This is a genomic window from Lebetimonas sp. JS138, assembly GCF_000523335.1.
Classification (GTDB): domain Bacteria; phylum Campylobacterota; class Campylobacteria; order Campylobacterales; family Nautiliaceae; genus Lebetimonas.
The window spans coordinates 688,231-711,174 of record NZ_ATHT01000001.1 but is presented as its reverse complement, the minus strand read 5'-3'; the positions used below and the strand labels follow the sequence as shown (position 1 = coordinate 711,174).

Sequence of the window (22,944 nt, the reverse complement as noted above, 5' to 3'; positions counted from 1 at the left end):
ATAACAAAAAAGGTTTTTTATGGAATATTTTGCAAAAAGAATAATTCCCTGTCTTGATGTTAAAGAAGGAAGGGTTGTAAAAGGGGTAAATTTTGTAGGCTTGCGCGATGCCGGTGACCCTGTTGAAGCTGCAATAAGATATAATGATGAAGGAGCGGATGAACTGACTTTTCTTGATATTAACGCAAGCCATGAAAAAAGAAAACCTATAATTGATATTATCAAAAACGTGGCAAAAGAAGTTTTTATTCCTTTAACCGTGGGAGGGGGTATAAGCGAACTTGATGATATTTATAATTTATTAAACGTGGGATGCGATAAGGTTTCAGTAAATTCAGCCGCTGTAAAAAATCCGGATTTTATAAATGAAGGGGCAAAAAGATTCGGAAGCCAGTGTATAGTAGTTGCAATTGATGTAAAAAAAGTAGCGCCTCAAAAATGGAATGTTTTTATAAAAGGAGGCCGCGAAGACACAGGACTTGATGCTATTAACTGGGCAAAGGAGGTAGTAGACAGAGGTGCGGGGGAAATACTTTTAACATCAATGGATACAGACGGGACAAAAGCAGGATTTGATATTCAAATAACGGAAATTATTTCAAAAATGCTCAACGTACCTGTTATTGCCAGCGGAGGTGCAGGAAAAATGGAGCATTTCAAAGAAGTTTTTGAACACTCGGCAGACGCTGCGTTAGCGGCAAGTATTTTTCATTTTAGAGAAATTGATATAATAGAACTAAAAAAATATTTAAAAGAAAATAGTATTAGTGTTAGACTTTAAATGGAGAATGAAAAATGAAAAATGAGCTTTGCTCATCTGGCCGCTTAAAAAGCGGCCATGATGGAAAATGGAAAATAATTTTATTGTTACCTTTAATTTTAAATGCGTTTAACGTTAAATTTATAAAAATAGAAAAAAAATTTATTATTCCAAATGAAGATGCCGTTTTAATTCAGACAAAAGAAAATTTAATATTTCCTTTTACATTTTACAGAACAAAAAACGGTTATATTATAAAAGATACCAGAGAAGTTGAAAATTACCTGAATAATAAATTTTACGCCCCGAAAGACGCAAAATTTAAATACATTAAAATTGCTGTTGTTGATATGGACCAATTTCAGTATCAAATTATTAAAAAACTGTCAAACATTTATAAATCATGTAAAATAGAAACTATTATTCTTTTAAATCCGGACGAGGAAAAAATTGTTTTAAAACCGACAGAAATAAAATTAAGATATAAAATTACATTGGATTGTAAATAAATGTTTCACGTGAAACTATCTATAATAATTGGAAAATAAAAAATGAAAAATAAAAGATCAGTGATTATTTCAGCCGGAAATCAGGAAGTTTTTAATTTTGCTTATCCTATTGGTATAGGACTGATAGAAAGCGCTGTAAATTTGACAAGATTGTGTCTTTTTGACAAACCTGATATTCTAATATTCATAGGCAGTGCCGGAAGTTATGGAAAGATAAAACCTTTTGAAATAATAAAAACAAAAACCGCTTCAAATATAGAACACTGTTTTTTAAATCAAAAATGTTACACACCTATTGAAAATGTAATTTCTCTTTCTGTTTCACGTGAAACAATTATAAATTCATCAAATTATATAACAACAAGTAAAAAAATTTCAAAAAAATATCTTTCAATGAATATTGATGCTGAAAATATGGAATTTTTTTCTGTACTCAAAGTGGCAAAAGAATTTAATATTCCCGCAATCGGCATTTTTGTAATTACAAATTACTGTTTTAAAAATGCACATAAAGAATACAGCCAAAATGTAAAAAAAGCAAAAGAAAAATTAATTGAATATCTAACTGATGAAAAAATAATAAAGGATATTAATGCTTAAAAAACAGTTTATGGATTATTTACCTGAAGAATTGCTAGAAATGGGAATTAAGCCAAAATTCAGAATAAAACAATTATACCAGTGGATATACAGAAAATATACAGATGAATTTGAAAAAATGCAAAATATTCCAAAACTTTTAAGAGAAAAACTTTCAAAAGAATTTATGATAAATCCGTTTGAACTTATAAACCATGAAATTTCAAGTGATGAGACAGAAAAATTTTTATTTAAGTTAATTGACGGAAGAACGGTGGAAACAGTTCTAATTAAAATGAAAGAGAACAAATATACAGTATGTGTTTCAACTCAGGTGGGATGCAAAGTAGGCTGTGCTTTTTGTTTGACTGCAAAAGGGGGATTTGTCAGAAATTTAAGTGCAGGGGAAATTGTCGGACAAGTCTGGTGGATGAAAAAATTTAAAAATTTTGATGAAAACAAAGCACTAAATGTTGTTTATATGGGTATGGGCGAACCTCTTGATAATTATAATAATTTAATAAAAGCAATTAAAATTATTTCACATCCAGACGGTATGAATATTTCAACAAGAAGACAAACTGTTTCAACTTCCGGTATTGCACCTAAAATAAAAAAATTAGGTGAAGAAAATTTAGGGGTTAATTTGGCAATTTCACTTCATGCAGTAGATGATGAAACAAGAGAAAAACTAATTCCAATGAATAAAGCATATAACATCAAAAGCGTAATAGACGCCATTAAAGAATTTCCAATAGACAAAAGAAAAAAAGTAATGTTTGAATATTTAGTTATAAAAAATGTAAATGATGACATCAATGCCGCTAAAAAATTGGTAAAATTATTAAACGGAATTCCAAGTAAGGTTAATTTGATTTATTTTAACCCCTATCCCGGAACAGATTTTAAAAGGCCTGACGAAGAAAGTATGAAAAAGTTCCAAGATTATCTGATAAATAAAGGGATTATGTGCACAATAAGAAAAAGTAAGGGAATGGATATTTCAGCTGCCTGCGGTCAACTGAGAGAAAAAAAATTAAAGGAAAAAAATGGCTGAGCTTAAATATTTAGCAGATGGAATAAGACTTCATTTAAAAGAATTTTATTATAAATTAACACATGATAATCTTAATGAGTATTATTATTTTCATTTTGATTCAATTGAATCAGGGTTAAAAGCTGAAAAAATTTTACAAAAAGAAAATATAAAATCAATTCCTGTCCCAAATGATATTTTTAAAGATTGCGGGGTGGCAATTCTAACAAAAGAAAAAGAAAAAATAAAAAATATTTTAAAAAACAGAGATATAAATTATGAAATTTATAAATATGAGAATAAAAAGCCTGTAAAAATAGAAGGAAATATAGAAGCTAAAAGCTGCAGGGTTAGTTAAATATTTCTATATCCGCCCTGTTTTTAAGCCTGTCAAAATATGTTTTTAAGATAACTTCCTGTTTTTGCTGGGCCAATTTTGAATAAATTAAATTTTTTACTTTTTCCAAAGGCATTGTTTTTTCACCTTCTTTTTTCACAACATAAAACATTGAGTAATTTGCCCCGTCGTTAAAAATCGGGGAATATCCGCCTTCTTTTATATCTTTTAAAATAAAAATAAGCGATAAAGGCATATTATCAGAATTTAAAACCAAATTTATGGTACTTATCAAGGGATTGTTTATTAACGGATTTTCTTTTATCTTTTTTAAAAGTTCAGGATTATTGGCGGAATATTTTATAACCTGAATGGAATCAAAAATAGTAAAATCTTTTTTATGATTTTTATAATAATCCGTTATTTCGCTTGGTGCGATTCTAAGTTTGGTCTGAATAATCTGCTCAAACAATTTTCTTTTCAAAAGATTGTTTTTTATCTGTTTTCTTAATTTATTTAGTTCACCTTTTTGGGTTAATATATTTTTAAACTGAAACAAATCCATACCGTTTTGTTTTGCAATTTTCTCCATTTCATTTTCTATTTCAAAATCGTCTACATTTATTCCTCTTTTTTTTATTTCACTTTCGATTAATTTTTGATCAATCAAAACAGACAAAGCCTTTTCTTTAGAGAGATTACTGTTTTTGGCAAAACTGTTTAACTCATATGAAGTAATGGGCTCACCCTCCACATTGGCAATAACTTTATCAACTGTTTTGGCATTTAGACCCATAATCAACAATGCGATTAATAAATATTTTTTCATTTCATTCCTTCATTATTTTTTCTATTTTTTCCAATGTTTCAAACAAACACTCGATTTTTTCTTCCGGTATATTCTGTTCTATTTTTTTTCTAAATTCCAAAGCTTTTTTATCAACTTTATTTAAAATTTTTCTGCCTTTTTCTTTTAATATTAATTTATAAGAACGTTTATCTATATTTTCCTTTTTTATTAAATCTTTTTTTTCCAACGCAATAATAAATCTTGTTATGGCTGCTTTATCTTTATTTAAAATATCCGCAATTTCAGAAGGCGTTAAATTTTTAATGCTTATCAATTTAAGAAATGCATATTGCTCACTTGATATACCAAAATCTTTAATTTCTTTGTTAAAAGCTTTTCTTAAAGAATTGAGTGTATTGGATAATTTAAGAGCTATAGAATTTTCTATATTAAAATGCATAATTTTCCTTCGTCAATTTACTTAGAATTGTATCAAAAACAAAAAAATTTATAAAACACTTACTATTTCTTTTATTGATTCAATTAAAAAGTCCGGTTTTGCTTTTTTCAAATCGTTTTTTTTAAATTTGCCTGTTTTTACCAAAACTGTTTTAATCCCGCATTTTTTAGCACCTGTTATATCGCTTTCGATATCATCTCCTATCATTATTACCTCGTTTTTATTTAATTCCATATCATCTATTGCTTCATTAAAAAATTCACAGCTCGGTTTTCCCAAAATTTTAGCTTTTTTTTCACTTGAATATTCCAATGCATTTACAAATGCCCCTGCATCAAGTGACAACCCGCCGTTGTCTTTAAAATATCTGTTTTTATTCGTTGCCAGAAATTCGGCACCGTCCATTATTTTTCTAAAAGCAATATTCAAATTGTCATAAGAAAAATTTTTATATGCGTCCGCTATTACCACACTGCCCTCACCTTTTAACTCTTTTAAATATTCTTCCGCCTCGTCCGTTGCTATTATAAAGGCTTTTTTGCCATGGTTAATTAAATATTTCTTAACTGCGTAAAGGGCTGTAAAAATTTCTTTTTTTTCAATATTGAATCCAAAATTTTTAAGTTTTTCATAAATTTTTTCAGGTGTGTTTCTTGAAGAATTGGACAAAAATCTGATTTTATACCTGCTTTTCAAATAATCTATTGTCTCTATTGCCCCGTCAATTACTTTATTTCCTTCGTATAAAACCCCTCCTATATCACATAAAATCCCTTTCATTTTTTCCCTCCAATATTGATGTATATGTATGCCTTACTTTTCCTTTTAAATAAAGTCTGTCATTATTTATAATAATTTCAAGCTCTTCCCTGCTTTTTGGATAAACCTTTATACTATCCTTTATTAAATTATTATCTCTTGCAACCAAAAAGCTTGCACACATACCCGTACCACATGCAAGCGTTTCATCTTCAACACCTCTTTCATAAGTTCTTACAAAAAGTTTATTATCCCTAACCTCGGCCCAGTTTACATTTGCATTATATTTTTCCCTAAGTTTTCTGGCTAAGTTTTTATCAAAATTATTTATGTTTTCCAAAATCACAATATGAGGAACCCCTGTATCATATATTGTAAATTTTTTTCCAAAATCTTCATATCTTTCAATAAATTTATAAGGACTTAACTGTGTTTTTACAATATTTCCTTCTACCTGCGCCTCTATAACTCCTGCAAGGGTTAAAAACCGCATTTTATTGTCTGCGAGATTATTATAATACGCATAATGAGCGGCCGCCCTGCTCCCGTTCCCACACATTTCAGCCTCACTTCCGTCTGAATTATAAAACTGCCATTCAAAATCATATTTGTCATGAGGTAAAATTACAATAAGACCGTCCGCTCCCATCCCTTTAAATCTGTCACATAAAGCTTTTGCCAAATTACTTCTGTTTATTTTTTTAAATGTGTGAAAAATTACAAAATCGTTTCCACTTGCATTATATTTATTTACAACCATTAAAATCCTTTTAGAAATTTTTCTTCAAATTCGCTTGCCGAAATAGGCGGAGAATACAAATATCCCTGAATAATGTCAACACCTTCCAATAATAAAAATTCCTTTTGTCTGTTTGTTTCAACCCCTTCTGCGACAATTGATAAATTAAGGACTCTTCCAAGTAAAATAATAATTCTCACTATTTCTTCGTCATCCCTGTCTATACCTATATCTTTTACAAAAGTTTTGTCTATCTTCAACTCTGTTAACGGAAATTTTTTAAGGTATGATAAAGATGAATAACCTGTCCCAAAATCGTCAATGGAAATTCCTATTCCCAAATTTCTCAGCCTGTTTAAACAACCAACACTTTTTTGTGGATTTTTCATTATACTCTCTTCTGTAACTTCTAAAATCAAATTTTTAGAATCAAAATCATTATCGTTTAAAACAGCTTCTATTTGATTTATAAAATTATTGTCCTGCAAATCTATCATAGTAATATTGCAGCTGATTTTCCCGGGATTATATCCCTCTTCCTGCCATTTTATATATTGATTAACAGCTTTTTTCAGCACAATTAAATCAATATTTTTGATTAATTTTTTTTCATATGCGATTTGCAAAAATTTATCGGGAGTTAACAGACCTTTTTTAGGATGATTCCATCTTATTAGCACTTCACTTCCGTACAAGTGTTCATCTTTTGAAACTTTCGGCTGAAAATAAATATCAAACTCTTCATTTTCTATTGCTTTTATTAAATCCCTTTTTAATTCGGTTTTTTCTTTAATTTTTTCACCCAACTCTTTTTTATAAAATTCAAAATTTCCTTTACCTTTTCTTTTTGCTTCATACATTGCCATATCGGCATATTTAATCAAATCATTCAAATCTTCGCTGTCAACCGGATAAACAGAAACACCTATGCTCGAATCTATATTAATTTCTTTAGTGTTTATTAAAATTTTTTCTTTTATAGCCTTTTTAAGCCTATCAATAACAATTAAAACCTCATCAATTTTATTATAAGGAATAAAAACAAGAAACTCATCCCCGCCGAATCTGATTAAAATATCGTCTTTTCTTAAAACATTTTTTAATCTTTTTGAGATTACCTTTAATAAGATATCTCCGTATTTATGTCCCAAAGTGTCATTAACTTCTTTAAAGTAATCCAAATCTATAAACAAAACAGCCAGTTTTTTATTTTCCCTTTTAATTTTTGCCTGTAAGATTCCAAATACATATTTTAAATAATTTCTGTTAAAAAGCCCCGTTAAATTGTCTGTAATGCTTTTTTCTCTTATTTTTAGCTGTTCTTTTTCAATTTCTTTTTCATAATCCAAAAACATTTTTTGAACTATTTTTGCCAGAATATATGAAATAATCAAAGAAACAAATAAAATTAAAAAACTGAAAATTTTTAATTTTTTACTCATTTCTTTAAATAACTGCTGCTGTTTTTTTTGAAGTGCCACCAATCTTTCATTCAAAAAATTAATATATACCCCGCTTCCCACCAATGCGTCAAACGGTTTAAAAACTTTAACATAAGAAACTTTCCATACAGGCTTCTTGTTAAAATTGTATCCCAAATATCTTACATAAGTACCCTCTGGATGTTTTTTGGCTTCATTTACCAAAAGCTGAAACACTTTTATTCCGTTTCTTGTTAAATTCCATCTGTTTATTTTCATTAAACCATGGTCGGGATGATATAATGTGTTTCCGTAAAAATCCAAAATAAAAATATAACCTTTGTTGGGCCATCTGAAATTATCAAAAATTTTTACTATTTTTTTTAAAATTTTCTGTTTACAAATATTTTTTGGAATATGCTGTTCATTACATTTTTGAATTTCTTCATTATATATTGTTACTAAAATATTATAAGCTATATCAACCCTAATTTTGGTAGTTGTTTTAAGGTCTTTGAAAAATTCTTTTTGAGTTTGAATCTGCTGTTTTTTAAAATAACCATCAAGCATGATAAAAACAGAAACATAAGAAACAAAAACCGCAAATAGTGTCATTAAAATAGGCAATAAAAAAATCTGCAAAGATATTTTTTTAACTTTTTTGGTCATTCAGCTCCTTTTTATTATGTTATAATCATACCAAAAAAAGGCAGTTTATGATATTAATTTCAGGACCCTGCGTAATAGAAAGCAAAGAACAGATTTTTAAAATTGCAAAATATCTAAAACCATACAAAGAAAAATACGATTTTTATTTTAAAGCAAGCTTTGATAAAGCCAACAGAACTTCATTAAATTCCTATAGAGGCCCCGGAATTGACAAGGGGCTTGAGATATTAAATGCAGTAAAAGAAAAATTCGGATACAAACTTTTAACTGATGTTCATGAAACATGGCAGGTTCAAAAAGCGGCTGAGGTTGTGGATGTTCTTCAAATTCCGGCATTTCTTTGCAGACAGACGGATTTGTTAATTGAAGCCGCAAAAACAGATAAAATAGTTAATATTAAAAAAGGCCAGTTTATGAATCCGGCCGATATGAAATATTCTGTTTTAAAAGTGCTTGAAACAAGGGGGATAAAAGAAGCCACATACGAAAATTCAAAAAAATACGGTGTATGGTTAACTGAAAGAGGCACCACATTCGGATATGGAAATTTAGTTGTTGATATGAGAAGTCTGGTTATTATGAGAAATTACGCACCTGTTGTTTTTGATGCAACACACAGCGTTCAGATGCCGGGCGGCGCCGGGGGAAAAAGCAGCGGTAAAAGGGAATTTGTTCCATATTTAAGTAAAGCTGCCGCAGCGGTTGGGGTTGACGGATTTTTCTTTGAAACACATTACAATCCGGATGAGGCTTTAAGCGACGGACCTAATATGATAACACCTGAAATATTAGAAAATATTTTAAAAGACATTGATTGTATAAAGAAATGCAAATAAATTAATAATGGAAAATTAAGAGAAAGGAACAGCATGAAAGTAATTGAAGGAAATTTACAATTAAAAGGTAGCGAAAAAATTGCAATAATAGCAAGCAGATTCAATCATTTAATTACGGACAGATTAGTAGAAGGGGCAAAAGATGCATTTTTAAGAAACGGGGGAAAGGAAGAAAATTTGAGCCTTATCTTGGTTCCAGGCGCATTTGAAATTCCGTTTACCCTAAAAAGAGCGCTAAAATTAAATAAATTTGACGGAATTGTCTGTGTGGGGGCGGTGATCAGGGGGGCAACCCCTCATTTTGATTATGTGGCGGCGGAAGCCACAAAAGGAATAGCAAATACCACCTTACATTCAAACACACCTGTGACATTTGGCCTCTTAACCACAGATACAATAGAACAGGCCATAGAAAGGGCAGGGACAAAAGCCGGAAACAAAGGTTTTGAAGCAATGACAGGACTTATTGAAATGATAAATTTATATAAAAATTTAGGAGAATAAATGGCCACAATCACACATGCAAGAGAAGCCGTCATTCAAACATTATATGCAAAAGAAATGGGAAATGACGATGCTTTTAACCAATTTGAAGAAATATTAAAGGATAAAAAAGTAAAAGATGTAAAAGCAGGATTTGCCAAAAAATTATTAAAAGGAATAACCGAAAATTTAGACAAAATAGATGAAATAATAAAAAATCATTTAATAGACTGGGATTTTGAGAGACTTGATAAAGTTGACAAACAGATTTTAAGACTTGGCGTTTATGAAATACTTTTTACCGACACACCTTATCAGATAGTTATAAACGAAGCGATTAAAATAGCCAAAAACTTCTCAGAAGACAAATCAAAAGGTTTCATTAACGGCATCTTGGATAAAGTGGCAAAAGAGAAAGAGATTATTTTAAAATCTCTGGCTTAAATTCTTCAGGTAATTTATTTTTATCTGTTTTTAAGAGATCTTTTTCAACTACTCTGAAAATTTTATCTTTATTTTTAAGTTTTTCCAAAATATCTTTAGCATAAATTTTAGGAAGTGATAAAAATACTTTTTTTTCTCCAAGTTCATTTATTATTAAATCAATATCTTCTGCCACATCTTTTACGGCTTCATTGATAATTTCCTGTTTTAGGGTGTGTTTTTCCCCGCTTGTGGCTCTGTCTAAAAATCCGGTCTTATATGTTGTTCCGGTTGTGTCTGTAATTAAATCCTGAAGTTTTTTATGTGATTCGACCACATCTATACCTCTTACAAAATCAAGTTTGATTTCTTCAGGTTTTAAACCGGCTTCGGCTTCCGGTGTTCTTGGAGAGGCAATATATGCTTTAATTTCTCCAAGTCCTGCAACTATAACTAAATCTCCTACTTTCATATTACTCCTTTTTTTTTAAATTATACTTAAATTTTTGGCAAATGCCAATCATAAACATATGCAAAAATTCTTAAAATTATTCCAAAAATAAAAATAAACGGTATCAAAAAATTATAATTAAAAAAATAAATTATAAAACCGATAATAATGCTGACGCTTCCGTAAAATTTTTCTTTTAATATAAAGGGAACCTCATTTATCATAATATCTCTTATCATCCCGCCGCCCACAGCTGTTATTAAAGCCAAAAAAACAACACCGAAAATATTAAACCCCGCATTTATTGCCGCTAAAGCCCCGGAAATAGAAAAAGAGGAAAGCCCTATCGCATCGCTTAAAATAAAAATGGTTTTATTTTCAATATTTTTTTGATGAAATTTTAAATAAATTCCTATAATTACAACTATTAAAACCATGCTCCCTGCAAAAGAATTATTAAAAGCAAAAATATTTCTGTGAGTCAATAAATCCCTGATAATCCCTCCCCCGAGCGCTGTAAAAAAAGCGCTTAAAATTATTCCAAGCATATCAAGCCTGTTTTTAACGCCTATTATAAATCCGCTGACTGAAAAAGCTATTATACCTATAATATCCGCTATTTCTAACATTTTATCCTCTGAGCGTGGGTAATTGCCACAGCAATTGCATCAGTAATATCAAAAGGTTTGATTTCACTTTTTATACCCAGAATTTTTTTAACCATAAATGCAACCTGCTCTTTTGCGGCTTTTCCGTTTCCTGTTACAGCCCTTTTAACCTGGAGTGGGGTATATTCAAAAAAATTACCATGGATTTGCAAAATCCTAAGACTCAAAGCCCCTCTAAACTGGGCCAGTTTAAGAACGGTTTTCGGGTTAAACGCATAAAAAATATTTTCTATTGCGACATCATCTATATCATTTTGATATATATCATCAATCCCTTCTATAAGTTCGGACAATTGATACTGTAACTCTTTTTCTTTTATTTTTATAATTCCCGCATCTATCAGATGAATTTTTGGCTTTGTTTCAATAATTGCATATCCGCATCTGATGGTTCCGGGATCGATTCCCAATATTTTCATTATTTCCTTTCACAATTAATTCAGTTTTTATTCACATCTTTTTCACAATGTGAATAACTTATATAGACATTTATTTTAGGTTATGATAAAATTAAATTCACATAAATTTTCACAAATTTTTCAACATGTGAATAAAAAAATTTTCACAAAATTTATACAAAGGTTTAAATTGAACTTATTTGAAAAAATAAAAAAACACTTAAAAAGTGAAAATCCTGTGAATTATAATAAATTTTTAAAAAATTTAACACTCGATGAAGAAAATTCATCTTCATCGCATCTGATAATCAAAGCCGCAAATATTTTCATAGCAAGTTATATAAAAAGAAAATTTTTAAATAAAATAATTTCGCTTTATGAAAAAGAAACGGGAATAAAACCCAATATTGAAATTATAACCGGAAAAATAAAACCTAAAATTACAAATATTGAAGCCGCCCCTTCCCTTACCCAAATCAGTGTCCTGATTCCCGAATATACGTTTGAGAGTTTTATAGTTGGACCCTCAAACCAGTTTGCATACACAGCTGCAAAAAGTGTAGCTGAAAACCCCGGAAAAAATTACAACCCGCTGTTTATATACGGAGGCGTCGGACTCGGAAAAACACACCTGCTCCAGGCAATTGGAAATTACCTTAAAAACAGACTCAATGTATTGTATGTAACCAGCGAACAGTTTATGAATGAATTTATAGAAAACATAAGAATGAAGACACCTGAGAGATTTCATGAAAAATACAGAAACTGTGATGTGCTGCTTATCGACGATGTTCAGTTTTTTGCGGGGAAAGAACAAACCCAGGAAGAATTTTTCCATACATTCAATGAACTGTATAATCAAAAAAAACAAATCTGCCTAACAGCGGACAGACCTCCCAAAAAGCTTTATGACCTAGTAGACAGACTCAGAAGCAGATTTGAAGCCGGACTGATAGTGGATATCCAACCTCCTGAACTTGAAACAAAAATAGAAATAATAAGAAAAAAATGCGAATTAAACGGAATTTACCTTCCTGATGAAATAATAGAATATATTGCTACAAAACTCGATTCAAATATCAGAGAAATTGAAGGGATGATTACAAAAATAAATGCAATGTCCAAAATTCTCGGAGTAAACGAAATTACTCTCGATTTTGCAAAACAGGCGTTAAAAGAACATATAAAAGATAAAAAAGAAAATATTACACTCGAAGATATAATAGAATTAATTGCAAAAGAATTCAATATAAAACCAAGCGAAATAAGTTCAAAAAGCAGAAACAGAAATATTGTTCAGGCAAGAAGATGCGCCATTTACCTTGCAAGAGAATTTACCCAGGAATCAACTCCTAAAATTGCTAAATATTTTGGTCTCAAAGATCACAGTGCGGTAAGCCATGCTATAAAAAGTTTTAACAAAAAATTAAAAGAAGACGGGGATTTCAGAATGAAAATAGAAGAGCTCAAAAGTAAAATACAACTTAAAAAAAGTGAATAATGTGAACAAAAAAAATTTCACATTCACCAAGAAAAATTAGATATAATGGTAAAAAATAAAGTTTTTCACATATTAACGCTGCTTACTATTACTATTAAAGAAATTTAAAAAGGAGAAACAATGCATATCAAAATTGAAAAACCGTTAATGGAAAGCATATTATCAAATATAATGGGTTTTACTGAAAAAAAAGACAACACCCAGATAACATCACATATTTTATTAGAAGCAGACGAAGAACTGACGATAAAAGCTACAGATAAAGAAATAGGAATAAAACTATCAACAGAATGTGAAATATTAAAAAAAGGCAAAACAACATTAAATGCTAAAAAAATAAATGATATCGTAAAAGCCCTTAAAAACAAAGAAATTGAAATAATTTCCGAAAATGACAAAATAACAGTAATCCAAGACACCTCCGTATATAAGTTAATTTCATTCGATCCTAATCAATTTCCTGAATTTCCGACAACAGATAATTTGGAAGCAATAGATATAAATATAGATGAATTTCAGGATGCAATAAAAAAAATTTATCCGGTAATCGATACAAATAATCCGAAATATGAATTAAACGGTGCTTTATTTGATTTAAAAGAAAAATCAAATTTTGTTTCAACCGATACAAGAAGACTTGCTGTTTATTATTCAAATGCAAAAGCAAAAGAAAATAAAATAATAGTACCTAAACGTTCAATTGCAGAAATTAAAAGAATTATAAGAGATGATATGCAGATTTTTTATGACGAGACTTATTTAATTTTAAAAAACAAAAACATATTCTTTTTCACCAAACTGATAAATGGAAAATTTCCTACTTATGAAAAAATTATACCAAAAAATCTGATATATAAATTAAAAATTGATAAAAATGAATTTCTTTCCCATTTAAAACAGATAAGTATAGTATCCACAGAGGTAAAAATTACAATAAGAAAAGACAAAATTGAATTTGAAAGTATATCAGAAGAAAGTATGCAGGCTAAAACAAGTTTTGATTACAGCTGTGATATAGAAGAATTCACATTTGCCGTCAACAGCAGATATATAATAGATTTTTTAACGGTAATAGATACGGAAGAATTTATTTTGGGGTTAAACGAACCAAATATTCCGTTTATCTTAAACAGTGAGAATTTCCTGACAATAGTAATGCCTCTTAATATATGATATAATTTTAATAAAATAAATATATTTTAAAGGTTATATATGGGTGAATACAAAGCTAAAAATATAAGAGTTTTAAAAGGACTTGAAGCTGTCAGAAAAAGACCTGGAATGTATATCGGTGATACCGGTGTAAGAGGTCTTCATCATCTGGTTTATGAAGTGGTTGATAATTCAATAGATGAAGCGATGGCAGGATATGCTAATAAGATAAAAGTAAAAATTCTTAGAGACGGCAGTGCGGAAATAGAAGACAACGGAAGAGGAATTCCCGTTGATATACATCCGGACGAAAAAATACCGGCAGCCACCGTTGTTTTAACGGTACTTCACGCCGGAGGAAAATTTGACAATAAAACATATAAAGTTTCGGGCGGACTTCACGGGGTAGGGGTGTCTGTAGTAAATGCCCTAAGTAAAAAACTGATAATGACTATTAAAAGAAACGGAAAAATATATAATCAGGAATTTGAAAGAGGCAAACCCGTAACCGATTTAGAAATAATAGGAGATACAAACAGAACAGGTACATCAATAAGATTTTGGCCTGATGATGAAATATTTGAAACCACTGAATTTAAAAGCGAAATTTTAAAAAAAAGACTAAAAGAATTAGCTTATCTTAATCCGAATATAACTATTTATTTTGAAAATGAAAATGACGGCGTTAAAGAAGTTTATCATTATGAAGGCGGAATAAAAGATTTTGTAAAAACTCTTACAAATAAAGAGTGCATTACAGATGTTATTTATACAAATGACCGTTATGAAGATGAAGAAAAAGCATTGGATTTGGAAATTGCTTTATGTTATGACAGCGGTTATGATGAAAAGGTTTTAAGTTTTGTAAACAATATTAAAACACCGGAGGGAGGAACGCATGAAAGCGGATTTAAAGCGGGGCTCTCTAAAGCGGTGATTAATTATATAAATAAAAATATGAAACTTAAAGACAATATAAAAATTACAGGTGATGATGTAAAAGAAGGAATCAATGCAATAATCAGCGTTAAAATGAGCGAGCCTCAGTTTGAAGGACAGACAAAAGGAAAACTTGGAAGTTCTTACGTAAAACCGATTACACAAAAAGTTACTTATGAATTTTTAACAAGATATTTTGAAGAAAATCCCAATGACGCAAAAATAATAGCGGATAAAGCAATAGCAGCATCAAGAAGTAGACTTGCCGCAAAAAGAGCAAGGGATCTGACAAGAAAACAGGCAAAAGTCGGTATCGGAACGCTTCCTGGAAAATTAGCGGACTGCCAAAGCAAAGATGCAGGTGAATCCGAATTGTATCTAGTTGAAGGAGACAGTGCAGGAGGTAGTGCAAAACAGGGACGTGACAGGGTTTTTCAGGCAATCCTTCCTCTTAGGGGAAAAATTTTAAATACTCAAAAATCTACGGATGCCAAGGCTCTGAGTTCTGAAGAGATTAAAAATATAATTACCGCACTTGGAACAGGTATAGGGGCTGATTTTGACATAGAAAAAATCAGATACAATAAAATTATTATAATGACCGATGCGGATGTGGACGGAAGCCATATCCAAACGCTTATTATGACATTTTTCTTTAATCATTTAAGAGAAGTAATCGAAAACGATTATTTATATATAGCCCAGCCTCCTTTATACAGATACAAAAAAGGTAAAATTGAAAAATATCTTAAAGACGAAAAAGAACTGAATGAATTTTTAATTGAGCAGGGTATAAATTCCATAGATATCACAGGAGTGGGAAAACCGGAACTCAAAGAATTACTCAAAAATGCGGCTTATTATAAACTGCTGCTTGAAAAACTTTCAATCAGGTTTAATATTCCTGAAGTCATAAGATATTTGGTAGAGCATGATTCAATTGAAGGTTTGGAAGAGTATTTAAAATCAATAGGATTTAATATTATTTCAAGTCATAACAACCATTTTTATATTCAAACAACAAGAGGACTTGAAGAGATAACAATTGATGAAAAACTTCTTAATCATCCTTTGTTTATAGAAGCTAAAAAAATTTTTAATAAATTAAAAGAATATAAAGATTTGATTGAAGGTGATTATTTGGAATTATTGGATGAGGTGGTTGCCAAAGCAAGAAAAGGTGCTAATATACAAAGATATAAAGGTTTAGGAGAAATGAACCCAGAACAGCTTTGGGAGACTACAATGAATCCTGAAAACAGGGTATTGGTGCAGGTAACTATGGAAGATGCCGAAGAAGCGGCCAAAAAATTTGAACTATTTATGGGAAGTGAAGTAGCCCCAAGAAGAGAATATATCCAGGCTAATGCAAAAGAAGTTGAAAATCTGGATGTGTAAGGAATAAAATGCAAATTTATTATAAAAATGGAAAATTGTTAATAGAAATTGATAAAGATATAGGTAATATTGAAGATATTATTGAATATCTAAGAATAAAAGAAATTTTTTATAAATCTAATAAATTAGATGAACAAGAAATTAACAAATTTTCTAATGAAATAAATGAAAATTATTATCGAAATTTTTTAAAAGATTTATTGGAAAAAAGAAATATTTATGAAAATAATAATTGATACAAATATTATTTTTTCTTCTTTGCTTTCTTCAAATGAAAAATATTTGAAATTATTTTTAAATAACAATTTTTATGCCCCTAATTATTTAGTGTATGAGATTTTTAAATATAAACCCAAAATAATAAAATATTCAAATTTAACTTTAAGAGAAATAGATGAGTTTTTTGCATTTGTATTAAAAAAAATCTATTTGGTAAATGAGGAAACATTATCAACACAATCGTTAAAAAAATCATATGAATTATGTAAAGATATTGACAGAAATGATATAAGTTTTGTAGCATTAACAATTGAATTGAATGGGCTTTTATTAACAGGGGATAAAAAACTTTTTAATGGATTAAAAAATAAAAAATTTAATAAATTAATTACTTTAGAGGAGATTTTATGAAATACGGAGAAAAAGAGATTGTTGAATTTAATCCTGAAAATATGGAAATATGGCCGAATAAAAACAAAAAAAATTATTTAATTAAAATCACCTTGCCAGAGTTTATGTGTAAGTGTCCAAGAAGCGGATATCCCGATTTTGCAACAGTTTATCTTGAATATATTCCTGATGAATGGGTGGTTGAGCTTAAAGCCCTAAAGCTTTATATAAATTCTTTTATGAACAGATACATTTCACATGAAGACAGTGCAAATGAAATTTTTGACACGCTTTATAACAAACTGAAACCAAAATATATGAAAATTACAATGGATTTTAATCCGAGGGGGAATGTTCATACCGTTATTGAAATAGACAGTGAAAAAATTAATAAAGAAAAATAAAAAATTTTATTATTTTTCCTCTTTTTTATCAGCAAATATATATAATTATTTAATTATGTCTACAAAGCTTTCTTATAAAGAATATCAAAATTTTAATACTATAGATAAAGAAGGTAGTGATTTTACTGAATAGCTATTTGAATATTGGATTTAAGTATTATATTAATTTTTTTAATTTTTAAAAAAAATGTTACAATATAAAAAATTAATAGTGTTTTTATTAAAGGCAGACAATGAAAATAACGGCTCTAAAAACTAATTATAAACCGACAGATATCGCAGTGGGGAGTGCCAGAAGCTGCTATTTTGGAAAGCATATAATAACTCCGGAAGGTGCTGCTAATTGGGATAAAAAAAATGAACTATTAAATTCCATTTTTAAAGCGGGGCATCATACAACGCTTATGCATTATCATTTTACTTTTTTAATTGAGGGAATGAGCAGGCTTTTAATCTGGAGATTACTTCATTCGCACCCTTTTTATAATTCCGAACAAGTCTCTCAAAGATATGCAAAAATGAAAATAGATAATTTTACATATCCAAAAAATGCCAATAAAGAAAAATGGCAAAAATATTATGAAAAAATGTTTTCTTATTATGAAGAATTAATTGAAAAATTAACTCCCGTTATAGAAAAAATACTTCCAAAATTTCAAAAAAAATCGGCTAAAAAAAAAGCACAGGAATTTGCAAGATATCTTTTGCCAATGGGTATGAATGCCCATCTTTACCATACAATAAATGTAATAACAGCCCTAAGGTATATCACAGCCGCAAAAGCAATCCCAGAAGCTAAAGATGAAGCAGCTGAATTTACAAATCAGTTAAAACAGCAGATGCTAAAAATAGATGAAAATTTGGCACCTTTAATAGAATTTGCAGAAAATGAAAAAGCAATTTTTCCAGAAATTGATATAGAGAAAATAAAAGAAAAACATAATATAAAAGAAAAAGTTAAGATTTTTGATATTGTGGATTATGATTTTAATTTAAATGCAAATTATGCCGGTGTTATGAGGCTTAGCAGTATGTATTTAGATGAAAGTATACTTGGAAGCTTTAATTCATATATAAAACTATCTCTTTCAGCCGATGCTCAAAATCAAAGACACCGCCGCTCGCCTGCTATTAGACCAAAGTTAGAGGATATTTACAAAATAGATTATTATATTCCACCGGTAATAGAAAAATTTGCAAAAGATTTATATGAAGAAGCTATAAATTATGCGTATGATTTTTTTGAAAAAGAAAGAGAAATTTTAGGCTTTTCTGAAGCCTCTTACGCACTTTTAAATGCTCATAATATTGAAATAATTGAGCATGATGATTTTAATGAATTTGCCCATAAGGCTCAAATGAGACTTTGTTATAATGCCCAGGAGGAAATTTTTGATATAGTATATAATCAGGTTAAACAGTTAAAAGATGCCGGAGTAAAAGCTGCTAAAAATTTCTTACCTCCTTGTGCAATAAGGTATAAAGAAGGTTTAAGGCCTGTTTGTCCCGAAGGTGATAGGTTTTGCGGTGTAAAGGTTTGGAAGCTGGATTTTGAGGATTATAACAGGATAATTTAGTGGGCGTTAAAGATTATTTATATTCTGAATTTGACAGCGAAATTGTAGATGAATTTTTAATGCTTTATGATATTATTGAAGATAATCTGGATCTTTTATTAGAAGAGTTATACACCAATCCGGAAGCTGTAAATGATCTTTTTAGAATGTTTCATAATTTAAAATCTGCCACGGCTTATTTAAAACTTAAAAGAATTTCAAATTATGCCCATTTAATTGAAGATATTTTAGACAAAGTAAGAGGAAAAGAAAAAATTCCAAAAGATGTAATTGAGTGGCTTTTTGATGCAACAGCTCAAATTCACAAATGGTATGATGATATTGAAAACAATAGAGAATTAAGTAATGCTGATATGAGCATATTAAAAAAACTTCCAAAGGTTTAAATTGCAAAAAATATTTGAAGAAAGAATTAATAAAATAAATCCTGAAATTTTAAAAGGTTTAAAAGAAAAAAAAGAATTTTCTTTTAGGATAAACAGGCATAAAGCCGATTTAAAAGTAATTGAAGAACTTAAAAAAGAAGGATTTTCTCCTAACAAAGTTGAATGGAATAAATATGTTTTTACGCTGCCAATTGAAGAGCGTAAAAAAATAACTAAATCTTCTGTTTATACACAAAATAAAATCTACATTCAAAACCTTTCATCAATTATAGCAGCGATTAGTTTAGATGTAAATGAAAATGACTGGGTTTTAGATCTTGCAGCAGCTCCAGGTGGAAAAAGTTTAATTTTTAGCGAAATTGCAAAAAAAGTCAGTGCGGTTGAGCCTGATAAAAAAAGATTTTTTAGAATGAAAAGAAATTTTAAAGAACACGGTGCAAAAAATATCCAAACATATAATAAAGACGGGAGATTTGTTTATAAAGCAACGGGTAAAATGTTTGATAAAGTGTTTTTAGATGCACCGTGCAGTTCAGAAGCACATATTGATGGAGAAGTTACATGGTGGAATTTAAAAAGGGTTAAAAGATTTTCAAAACTTCAAAAAGAACTTTTAAGTTCTGCTTTTAACTGTTTAAAACCGGGTGGTGAAATGATTTATGCAACATGTACTTTTTCTCCTGAAGAAAATGAAGAAAATATAGACTTTTTATTAAATAAATTTTCAAATGCCGAAATTTTGGAAATTAATTTACCTATTGATAATATTCAAGAAGGCATAACTAAATGGGAAGATAAAGAATTCAATAAAGAAGTAAAAAAGGCAATAAGAATACTTCCCACCGATGCTTATAGCGGTTTTTTCTTTTGTAAAATAAGAAAAAATTAATCTTTTTTAAATTTTTCTTTTGCCGCTTTCAAAGCACTTATTACATCATCTATATTTTCATATGGAATGTGTGCTTTCCAATCAGGTTTATCTCCATTAATTGAAATACCAATACTTACAACCGGTTTACTTCCTTCTCCGTAAGGTTCTTCTATATGAGTTATGCTAATAACCCCTTCTTTTGTATGTGCAAGTGGAAATTCTGCTATAGGTATTGTTTTTTTCATATTCCTCTCCTTTTTTAATTCATTATACCATATTTAAAAATTTTTCAATTTCTTTTTGCAAATGTTTTAAATCTTTAGAGTTATCTATTACAAAATCAGCTTTAAGTTTTTTTTCTTCAATATTCATTTGATTGTTTATAATTGATAAAGCCCCTTTTTCATCTACTTTATCCCTCTTTATTACTCTTTTTATTTGAAAATCTTTTGGGGTATATACAACTAAAACTTTGTCAAACTCAGGATAATTTTGTTTTTCAAAAAAAAGTGGCAAGTCTACAAAATAAACAACACCATCTTTTTCATATTTTTTGGCAAGTTCTAATACCCGTTTTTTTACTTCCGGCAAAATTATATCTTCAAGTGTTTTTAATTTATCTTTGTCGTTAAAAACTATTTTTCTAAGCTCTTTTCTGTCATCTGTTCCAAAAATTTTTTTTATCTGTTCTTTTTTTGTGTTAAAAACTTTTCTGCTTATTTTATCTGCATCTATTATTTTATATCCGTAAAGTTTTAGTAAAGATGCAACGGTGCTTTTGCCAGTACCTATGCCTCCTGTCAAAACAATAGCGTTTTTAAATTTTTCATTTTTCATTTTATAATTTTATAACGTCTTTTATTTCTTCAAAAATATGTTTTGGCATTACAAAAGAAGCCAAATGAATGTCAGTATGATAATAATATGCATTTTCTACAAAATCGCTTCTGTGTCTAATGATATCGGCTGTAGGATGAGGTTTTTTGCTTGCAAATACAAGTGGGTAAATTTTATTTTCTTCAATGTAATAATATGGAAGCACTATATAAAAAACTTTGCTTAAATTTTCAAACAAAGCCTTATCTGTTAAACTCTCAGCTGTAGTAATATATATGCCTTTGTCGTTTAGTTTTTGATATATCCTTATATAATCTGTGGGTGTATCTTCTATTATAAGATCATATTTTTCTTCGCTGTCTTCATTGAAAATATCAAATTTAGCAGTTATTATTTTTTTAAACTCATTATTAAATTCACTTGGAGCTAAAACCTTAGTGCCCTCACTAACACATGCTCCAACAAGTGCCATCATCTCTTTTTTAATTTCACTCATTTTAATCCTTTTTTGGCTTAATATAGCAAAAAAATTTGAAATTTCAAAAAAATTTAGATATATTAAGACAAAAATTATCTTAAAAGGAGAAAAAATGTATACAGTTGATATTGAAAAAAGATGCGGATGTGTAAAAAAAGACACTAGCTTAGAACTTCCAAAAACTTTTAAGGATAAAAAAGAAGCGGAATTTGAAGCACTGAAGTTAGCAAATTATATGAATGCCAATTATTGTAAAAAACACAGGTTTTTTGTTAATGAAGAAGGGAATAATTTTACAATCTGTGTAGAACTTTCCTGTCCTAAAATTAGTTAAAAATTTAACATTGACATTTGTAATTAAACATTAATAAGGTTTTTTTATGGTTGTACATTTATGCTGCAGTGTGGATGCCGGATATTTTATAAAAAGGCTAAAAGAGGATTATCCGGATGAAAAAATTACAGGCTATTTTTACGACCCGAATATCCATCCATACAGCGAATTTAAATTAAGAAGTATGGATACAAAAAGAATTTGTGAAAAATTAGGGGTTGAATATATTGAGGGTAAATATGATTATGAAAGCTGGTTAAAGGCTGTAAAAGGGTATGAAGAAGAGCCTGAAAAAGGAATTAGATGTTCAATATGTTTTGACCATTCCCTTGAAGCAACAGCTAAATTCGCCAAAAAAATAGGGGAAAATAAAATAACAACTTCACTTCTTATGTCTCCGATGAAATCCCAGGAGCAGCTGTCATCAATCGGAAAAGCGGTAAAAAGAAAATATGATGTCGATTTTTTAGTGGTTGATTACAGGAAAAAAGGCGGTACGCAAGAGCAGCAGTTATATGCAAAAGAAAATCAGCTTTACCGTCAGGATTACTGCGGATGTATTTACGGAATCTGGCAGCAAAAACAAAATCAGGAAATTATTGATGAGCTTATTTCTCCATATCCATTTCAGATACTTCCAGCAAGTATAGAAGAGAGGTTAAATTTTTATGAAAATAGAATGAAGTTTGAAGAAAAAGGAGTTGAATATAAAATTGAAAAAGAGAGCTTTTTAAATTACAGACTGCTTCGTCAAAGTGTAAAATTTAAAGTGAAAAGTGAAATAATTTATAGTTATGTTTTATTTTATTCATATTTAGATAGAAAACAAAGGGTTAGAATTGAATATATTAAAAATGGAGTTGGATATGCAAACAGGGTAAATATTATATTTATCCCAATTAAAAAAGTAAATGAAATTTTGAATAAATATTATAAAAATGTAAAAGAGCTTTTTTTAAAACCGTTAAATATAAAAGAAGAATTAAAAATTAGAAATATTATTACAAACACACCGTTTAATCTATCGCCTATAATAGTTTTAGATAAACTGACGGATAAAACAATTGATATAAAAATAGAAGCTAAAATATATCCTGACACACGGGAAATTTTGATATAATTTTTAAAAAAAGGAAAAGA

The 22,944-nt window shown here is 29.3% G+C and carries 29 protein-coding genes and 1 pseudogene; 19 read left to right on the top strand and 11 right to left on the bottom strand.

Features of this window, described 5'->3' with window-relative positions; genetic code table 11:
• Positions 1-19: 19 nt before the first annotated feature.
• Genes hisF through DZ67_RS0103965 form a run of 5 tightly spaced genes read left to right on the top strand, consistent with a single transcriptional unit; the run spans position 20 to position 3,242 of the window.
• Positions 20-781 carry an imidazole glycerol phosphate synthase subunit HisF gene (gene hisF, locus DZ67_RS0103985; protein WP_024791776.1) on the top strand — a complete coding sequence of 254 codons (762 nt, stop codon included), beginning with the start codon at positions 20-22 and terminating at the stop codon, positions 779-781.
• Positions 782-795: 14 nt separating this feature from the next.
• Complete coding sequence (locus DZ67_RS0103980) at positions 796-1,269, top strand: hypothetical protein (RefSeq protein WP_024791775.1); 474 nt, start codon at positions 796-798, stop codon at positions 1,267-1,269.
• A 60-nt stretch (positions 1,270-1,329) separates the two neighbouring features.
• On the top strand, positions 1,330-1,869 hold the full coding sequence (locus tag DZ67_RS0103975) for a phosphorylase family protein (protein ID WP_024791774.1): 540 nt from the start codon (positions 1,330-1,332) through the stop codon (positions 1,867-1,869).
• Positions 1,862-2,905 carry a 23S rRNA (adenine(2503)-C(2))-methyltransferase RlmN gene (gene rlmN, locus DZ67_RS09795; RefSeq protein WP_035907080.1) on the top strand — a complete coding sequence of 348 codons (1,044 nt, stop codon included), beginning with the start codon at positions 1,862-1,864 and terminating at the stop codon, positions 2,903-2,905. Before DZ67_RS0103975 ends, rlmN begins: the two co-directional genes overlap by 8 nt.
• The gene (locus DZ67_RS0103965; protein WP_024787370.1) at positions 2,898-3,242 is read left to right on the top strand and encodes a DUF3343 domain-containing protein; all 345 of its coding nucleotides are present in this window, start codon (positions 2,898-2,900) and stop codon (positions 3,240-3,242) included. Before rlmN ends, DZ67_RS0103965 begins: the two co-directional genes overlap by 8 nt.
• On the opposite strand, the gene DZ67_RS0103960 is transcribed toward DZ67_RS0103965, so the two are convergent.
• Genes DZ67_RS0103960 through DZ67_RS10220 form a run of 5 tightly spaced genes read right to left on the bottom strand, consistent with a single transcriptional unit; the run spans position 3,235 to position 8,059 of the window.
• On the bottom strand, positions 3,235-4,050 hold the full coding sequence (locus DZ67_RS0103960; RefSeq protein ID WP_024787369.1) for a hypothetical protein: 816 nt from the start codon (positions 4,048-4,050) through the stop codon (positions 3,235-3,237). The genes DZ67_RS0103965 and DZ67_RS0103960 overlap by 8 nt on opposite strands.
• A gap of 1 nt (position 4,051) precedes the next feature.
• Entirely contained in the window at positions 4,052-4,471 is a 420-nt protein-coding gene (locus tag DZ67_RS0103955) for a MarR family winged helix-turn-helix transcriptional regulator (protein ID WP_024787368.1), read from the bottom strand.
• Between the two features lie 48 nt (positions 4,472-4,519).
• On the bottom strand, positions 4,520-5,251 hold the full coding sequence (locus DZ67_RS0103950) for a TIGR01458 family HAD-type hydrolase (RefSeq protein WP_024787367.1): 732 nt from the start codon (positions 5,249-5,251) through the stop codon (positions 4,520-4,522).
• Positions 5,232-5,990, bottom strand: coding sequence for a diaminopimelate epimerase (dapF, locus tag DZ67_RS0103945; RefSeq protein ID WP_024791773.1), 759 nt, complete (start codon positions 5,988-5,990; stop codon positions 5,232-5,234). Before dapF ends, DZ67_RS0103950 begins: the two co-directional genes overlap by 20 nt.
• On the bottom strand, positions 5,990-8,059 hold the full coding sequence (locus tag DZ67_RS10220; RefSeq protein WP_024787365.1) for an EAL domain-containing protein: 2,070 nt from the start codon (positions 8,057-8,059) through the stop codon (positions 5,990-5,992). Before DZ67_RS10220 ends, dapF begins: the two co-directional genes overlap by 1 nt.
• A 38-nt stretch (positions 8,060-8,097) precedes the next feature.
• Here DZ67_RS10220 and kdsA point away from each other — a divergent pair.
• The 3 genes and pseudogenes from kdsA to nusB form a co-directional block, all read left to right on the top strand.
• Positions 8,098-8,895, top strand: a pseudogene (gene kdsA / locus DZ67_RS0103935) (3-deoxy-8-phosphooctulonate synthase); the annotation flags it as partial.
• Positions 8,896-8,928: 33 nt separating this feature from the next.
• Positions 8,929-9,399: a 6,7-dimethyl-8-ribityllumazine synthase gene (ribH, locus tag DZ67_RS0103930; RefSeq protein ID WP_024787363.1), complete on the top strand. Its 471-nt coding sequence runs from the start codon at positions 8,929-8,931 to the stop codon at positions 9,397-9,399.
• Positions 9,400-9,822: a transcription antitermination factor NusB gene (nusB, locus tag DZ67_RS0103925; protein ID WP_024787362.1), complete on the top strand. Its 423-nt coding sequence runs from the start codon at positions 9,400-9,402 to the stop codon at positions 9,820-9,822. It abuts the gene before it with no gap.
• On the opposite strand, the gene DZ67_RS0103920 is transcribed toward nusB, so the two are convergent.
• From DZ67_RS0103920 to ruvC, 3 genes are read right to left on the bottom strand one after another with little or no spacing between them, the layout of a single operon-like run.
• A complete protein-coding gene (locus DZ67_RS0103920) occupies positions 9,800-10,273 on the bottom strand; it encodes a host attachment protein (protein WP_024787361.1) in 474 nt (157 codons plus the stop codon). The genes nusB and DZ67_RS0103920 overlap by 23 nt on opposite strands.
• A 26-nt stretch (positions 10,274-10,299) precedes the next feature.
• Positions 10,300-10,881 (bottom strand): trimeric intracellular cation channel family protein, encoded by a 582-nt coding sequence (locus DZ67_RS0103915; protein WP_024787360.1) that lies wholly within the window; start codon positions 10,879-10,881, stop codon positions 10,300-10,302.
• Entirely contained in the window at positions 10,875-11,339 is a 465-nt protein-coding gene (gene ruvC, locus DZ67_RS0103910; RefSeq protein ID WP_024787359.1) for a crossover junction endodeoxyribonuclease RuvC, read from the bottom strand. The genes DZ67_RS0103915 and ruvC overlap by 7 nt, the downstream gene beginning before the upstream one ends.
• 169 nt (positions 11,340-11,508) lie before the next feature.
• Here ruvC and dnaA point away from each other — a divergent pair, with 169 nt between their 5' ends.
• The 9 genes from dnaA (at position 11,509) to DZ67_RS0103860 (ending at position 20,173) form a co-directional block, all read left to right on the top strand.
• Positions 11,509-12,819 (top strand): chromosomal replication initiator protein DnaA, encoded by a 1,311-nt coding sequence (dnaA, locus tag DZ67_RS0103905; RefSeq protein WP_024787358.1) that lies wholly within the window; start codon positions 11,509-11,511, stop codon positions 12,817-12,819.
• 120 nt (positions 12,820-12,939) lie between these two features.
• Positions 12,940-13,992 (top strand): DNA polymerase III subunit beta, encoded by a 1,053-nt coding sequence (dnaN, locus tag DZ67_RS0103900; protein WP_024787357.1) that lies wholly within the window; start codon positions 12,940-12,942, stop codon positions 13,990-13,992.
• A 39-nt stretch (positions 13,993-14,031) separates the two neighbouring features.
• A complete protein-coding gene (gene gyrB / locus DZ67_RS0103895; protein WP_024787356.1) occupies positions 14,032-16,308 on the top strand; it encodes a DNA topoisomerase (ATP-hydrolyzing) subunit B in 2,277 nt (758 codons plus the stop codon).
• 8 nt (positions 16,309-16,316) lie between these two features.
• Positions 16,317-16,544 (top strand): hypothetical protein, encoded by a 228-nt coding sequence (locus DZ67_RS0103890; RefSeq protein ID WP_024790738.1) that lies wholly within the window; start codon positions 16,317-16,319, stop codon positions 16,542-16,544.
• A complete protein-coding gene (locus DZ67_RS0103885; protein ID WP_024787355.1) occupies positions 16,528-16,938 on the top strand; it encodes a PIN domain-containing protein in 411 nt (136 codons plus the stop codon). Before DZ67_RS0103890 ends, DZ67_RS0103885 begins: the two co-directional genes overlap by 17 nt.
• Positions 16,935-17,321, top strand: a complete 387-nt coding sequence (queF, locus tag DZ67_RS0103880; RefSeq protein ID WP_024787354.1) for a preQ(1) synthase — start codon at positions 16,935-16,937, stop codon at positions 17,319-17,321. The genes DZ67_RS0103885 and queF overlap by 4 nt, the downstream gene beginning before the upstream one ends.
• 233 nt (positions 17,322-17,554) lie before the next feature.
• Positions 17,555-18,898: an FAD-dependent thymidylate synthase gene (locus DZ67_RS0103870; protein ID WP_024787353.1), complete on the top strand. Its 1,344-nt coding sequence runs from the start codon at positions 17,555-17,557 to the stop codon at positions 18,896-18,898.
• The gene (locus DZ67_RS0103865) at positions 18,898-19,284 is read left to right on the top strand and encodes an Hpt domain-containing protein (RefSeq protein ID WP_024787352.1); all 387 of its coding nucleotides are present in this window, start codon (positions 18,898-18,900) and stop codon (positions 19,282-19,284) included. Before DZ67_RS0103870 ends, DZ67_RS0103865 begins: the two co-directional genes overlap by 1 nt.
• Position 19,285: 1 nt before the next feature.
• Positions 19,286-20,173: an RsmB/NOP family class I SAM-dependent RNA methyltransferase gene (locus tag DZ67_RS0103860; RefSeq protein WP_024791772.1), complete on the top strand. Its 888-nt coding sequence runs from the start codon at positions 19,286-19,288 to the stop codon at positions 20,171-20,173.
• Here DZ67_RS0103860 and DZ67_RS0103855 read toward each other — a convergent pair.
• From DZ67_RS0103855 to DZ67_RS0103845, 3 genes are read right to left on the bottom strand one after another with little or no spacing between them, the layout of a single operon-like run.
• A complete protein-coding gene (locus DZ67_RS0103855; RefSeq protein ID WP_024787350.1) occupies positions 20,170-20,400 on the bottom strand; it encodes a hypothetical protein in 231 nt (76 codons plus the stop codon). The genes DZ67_RS0103860 and DZ67_RS0103855 overlap by 4 nt on opposite strands.
• A 22-nt stretch (positions 20,401-20,422) precedes the next feature.
• Complete coding sequence (gene coaE / locus DZ67_RS0103850) at positions 20,423-20,992, bottom strand: dephospho-CoA kinase (protein ID WP_024790737.1); 570 nt, start codon at positions 20,990-20,992, stop codon at positions 20,423-20,425.
• 1 nt (position 20,993) lies between these two features.
• Positions 20,994-21,488: a spermidine synthase gene (locus DZ67_RS0103845; RefSeq protein WP_024787348.1), complete on the bottom strand. Its 495-nt coding sequence runs from the start codon at positions 21,486-21,488 to the stop codon at positions 20,994-20,996.
• Positions 21,489-21,582: 94 nt separating this feature from the next.
• Between DZ67_RS0103845 and DZ67_RS0103840 the strand changes: the two genes are divergently transcribed.
• Positions 21,583-21,804: a hypothetical protein gene (locus DZ67_RS0103840; RefSeq protein WP_024787347.1), complete on the top strand. Its 222-nt coding sequence runs from the start codon at positions 21,583-21,585 to the stop codon at positions 21,802-21,804.
• A gap of 46 nt (positions 21,805-21,850) precedes the next feature.
• Entirely contained in the window at positions 21,851-22,924 is a 1,074-nt protein-coding gene (locus tag DZ67_RS0103835) for an epoxyqueuosine reductase QueH (RefSeq protein ID WP_024787346.1), read from the top strand.
• The last annotated feature ends 20 nt before the right edge of the window (positions 22,925-22,944 follow it).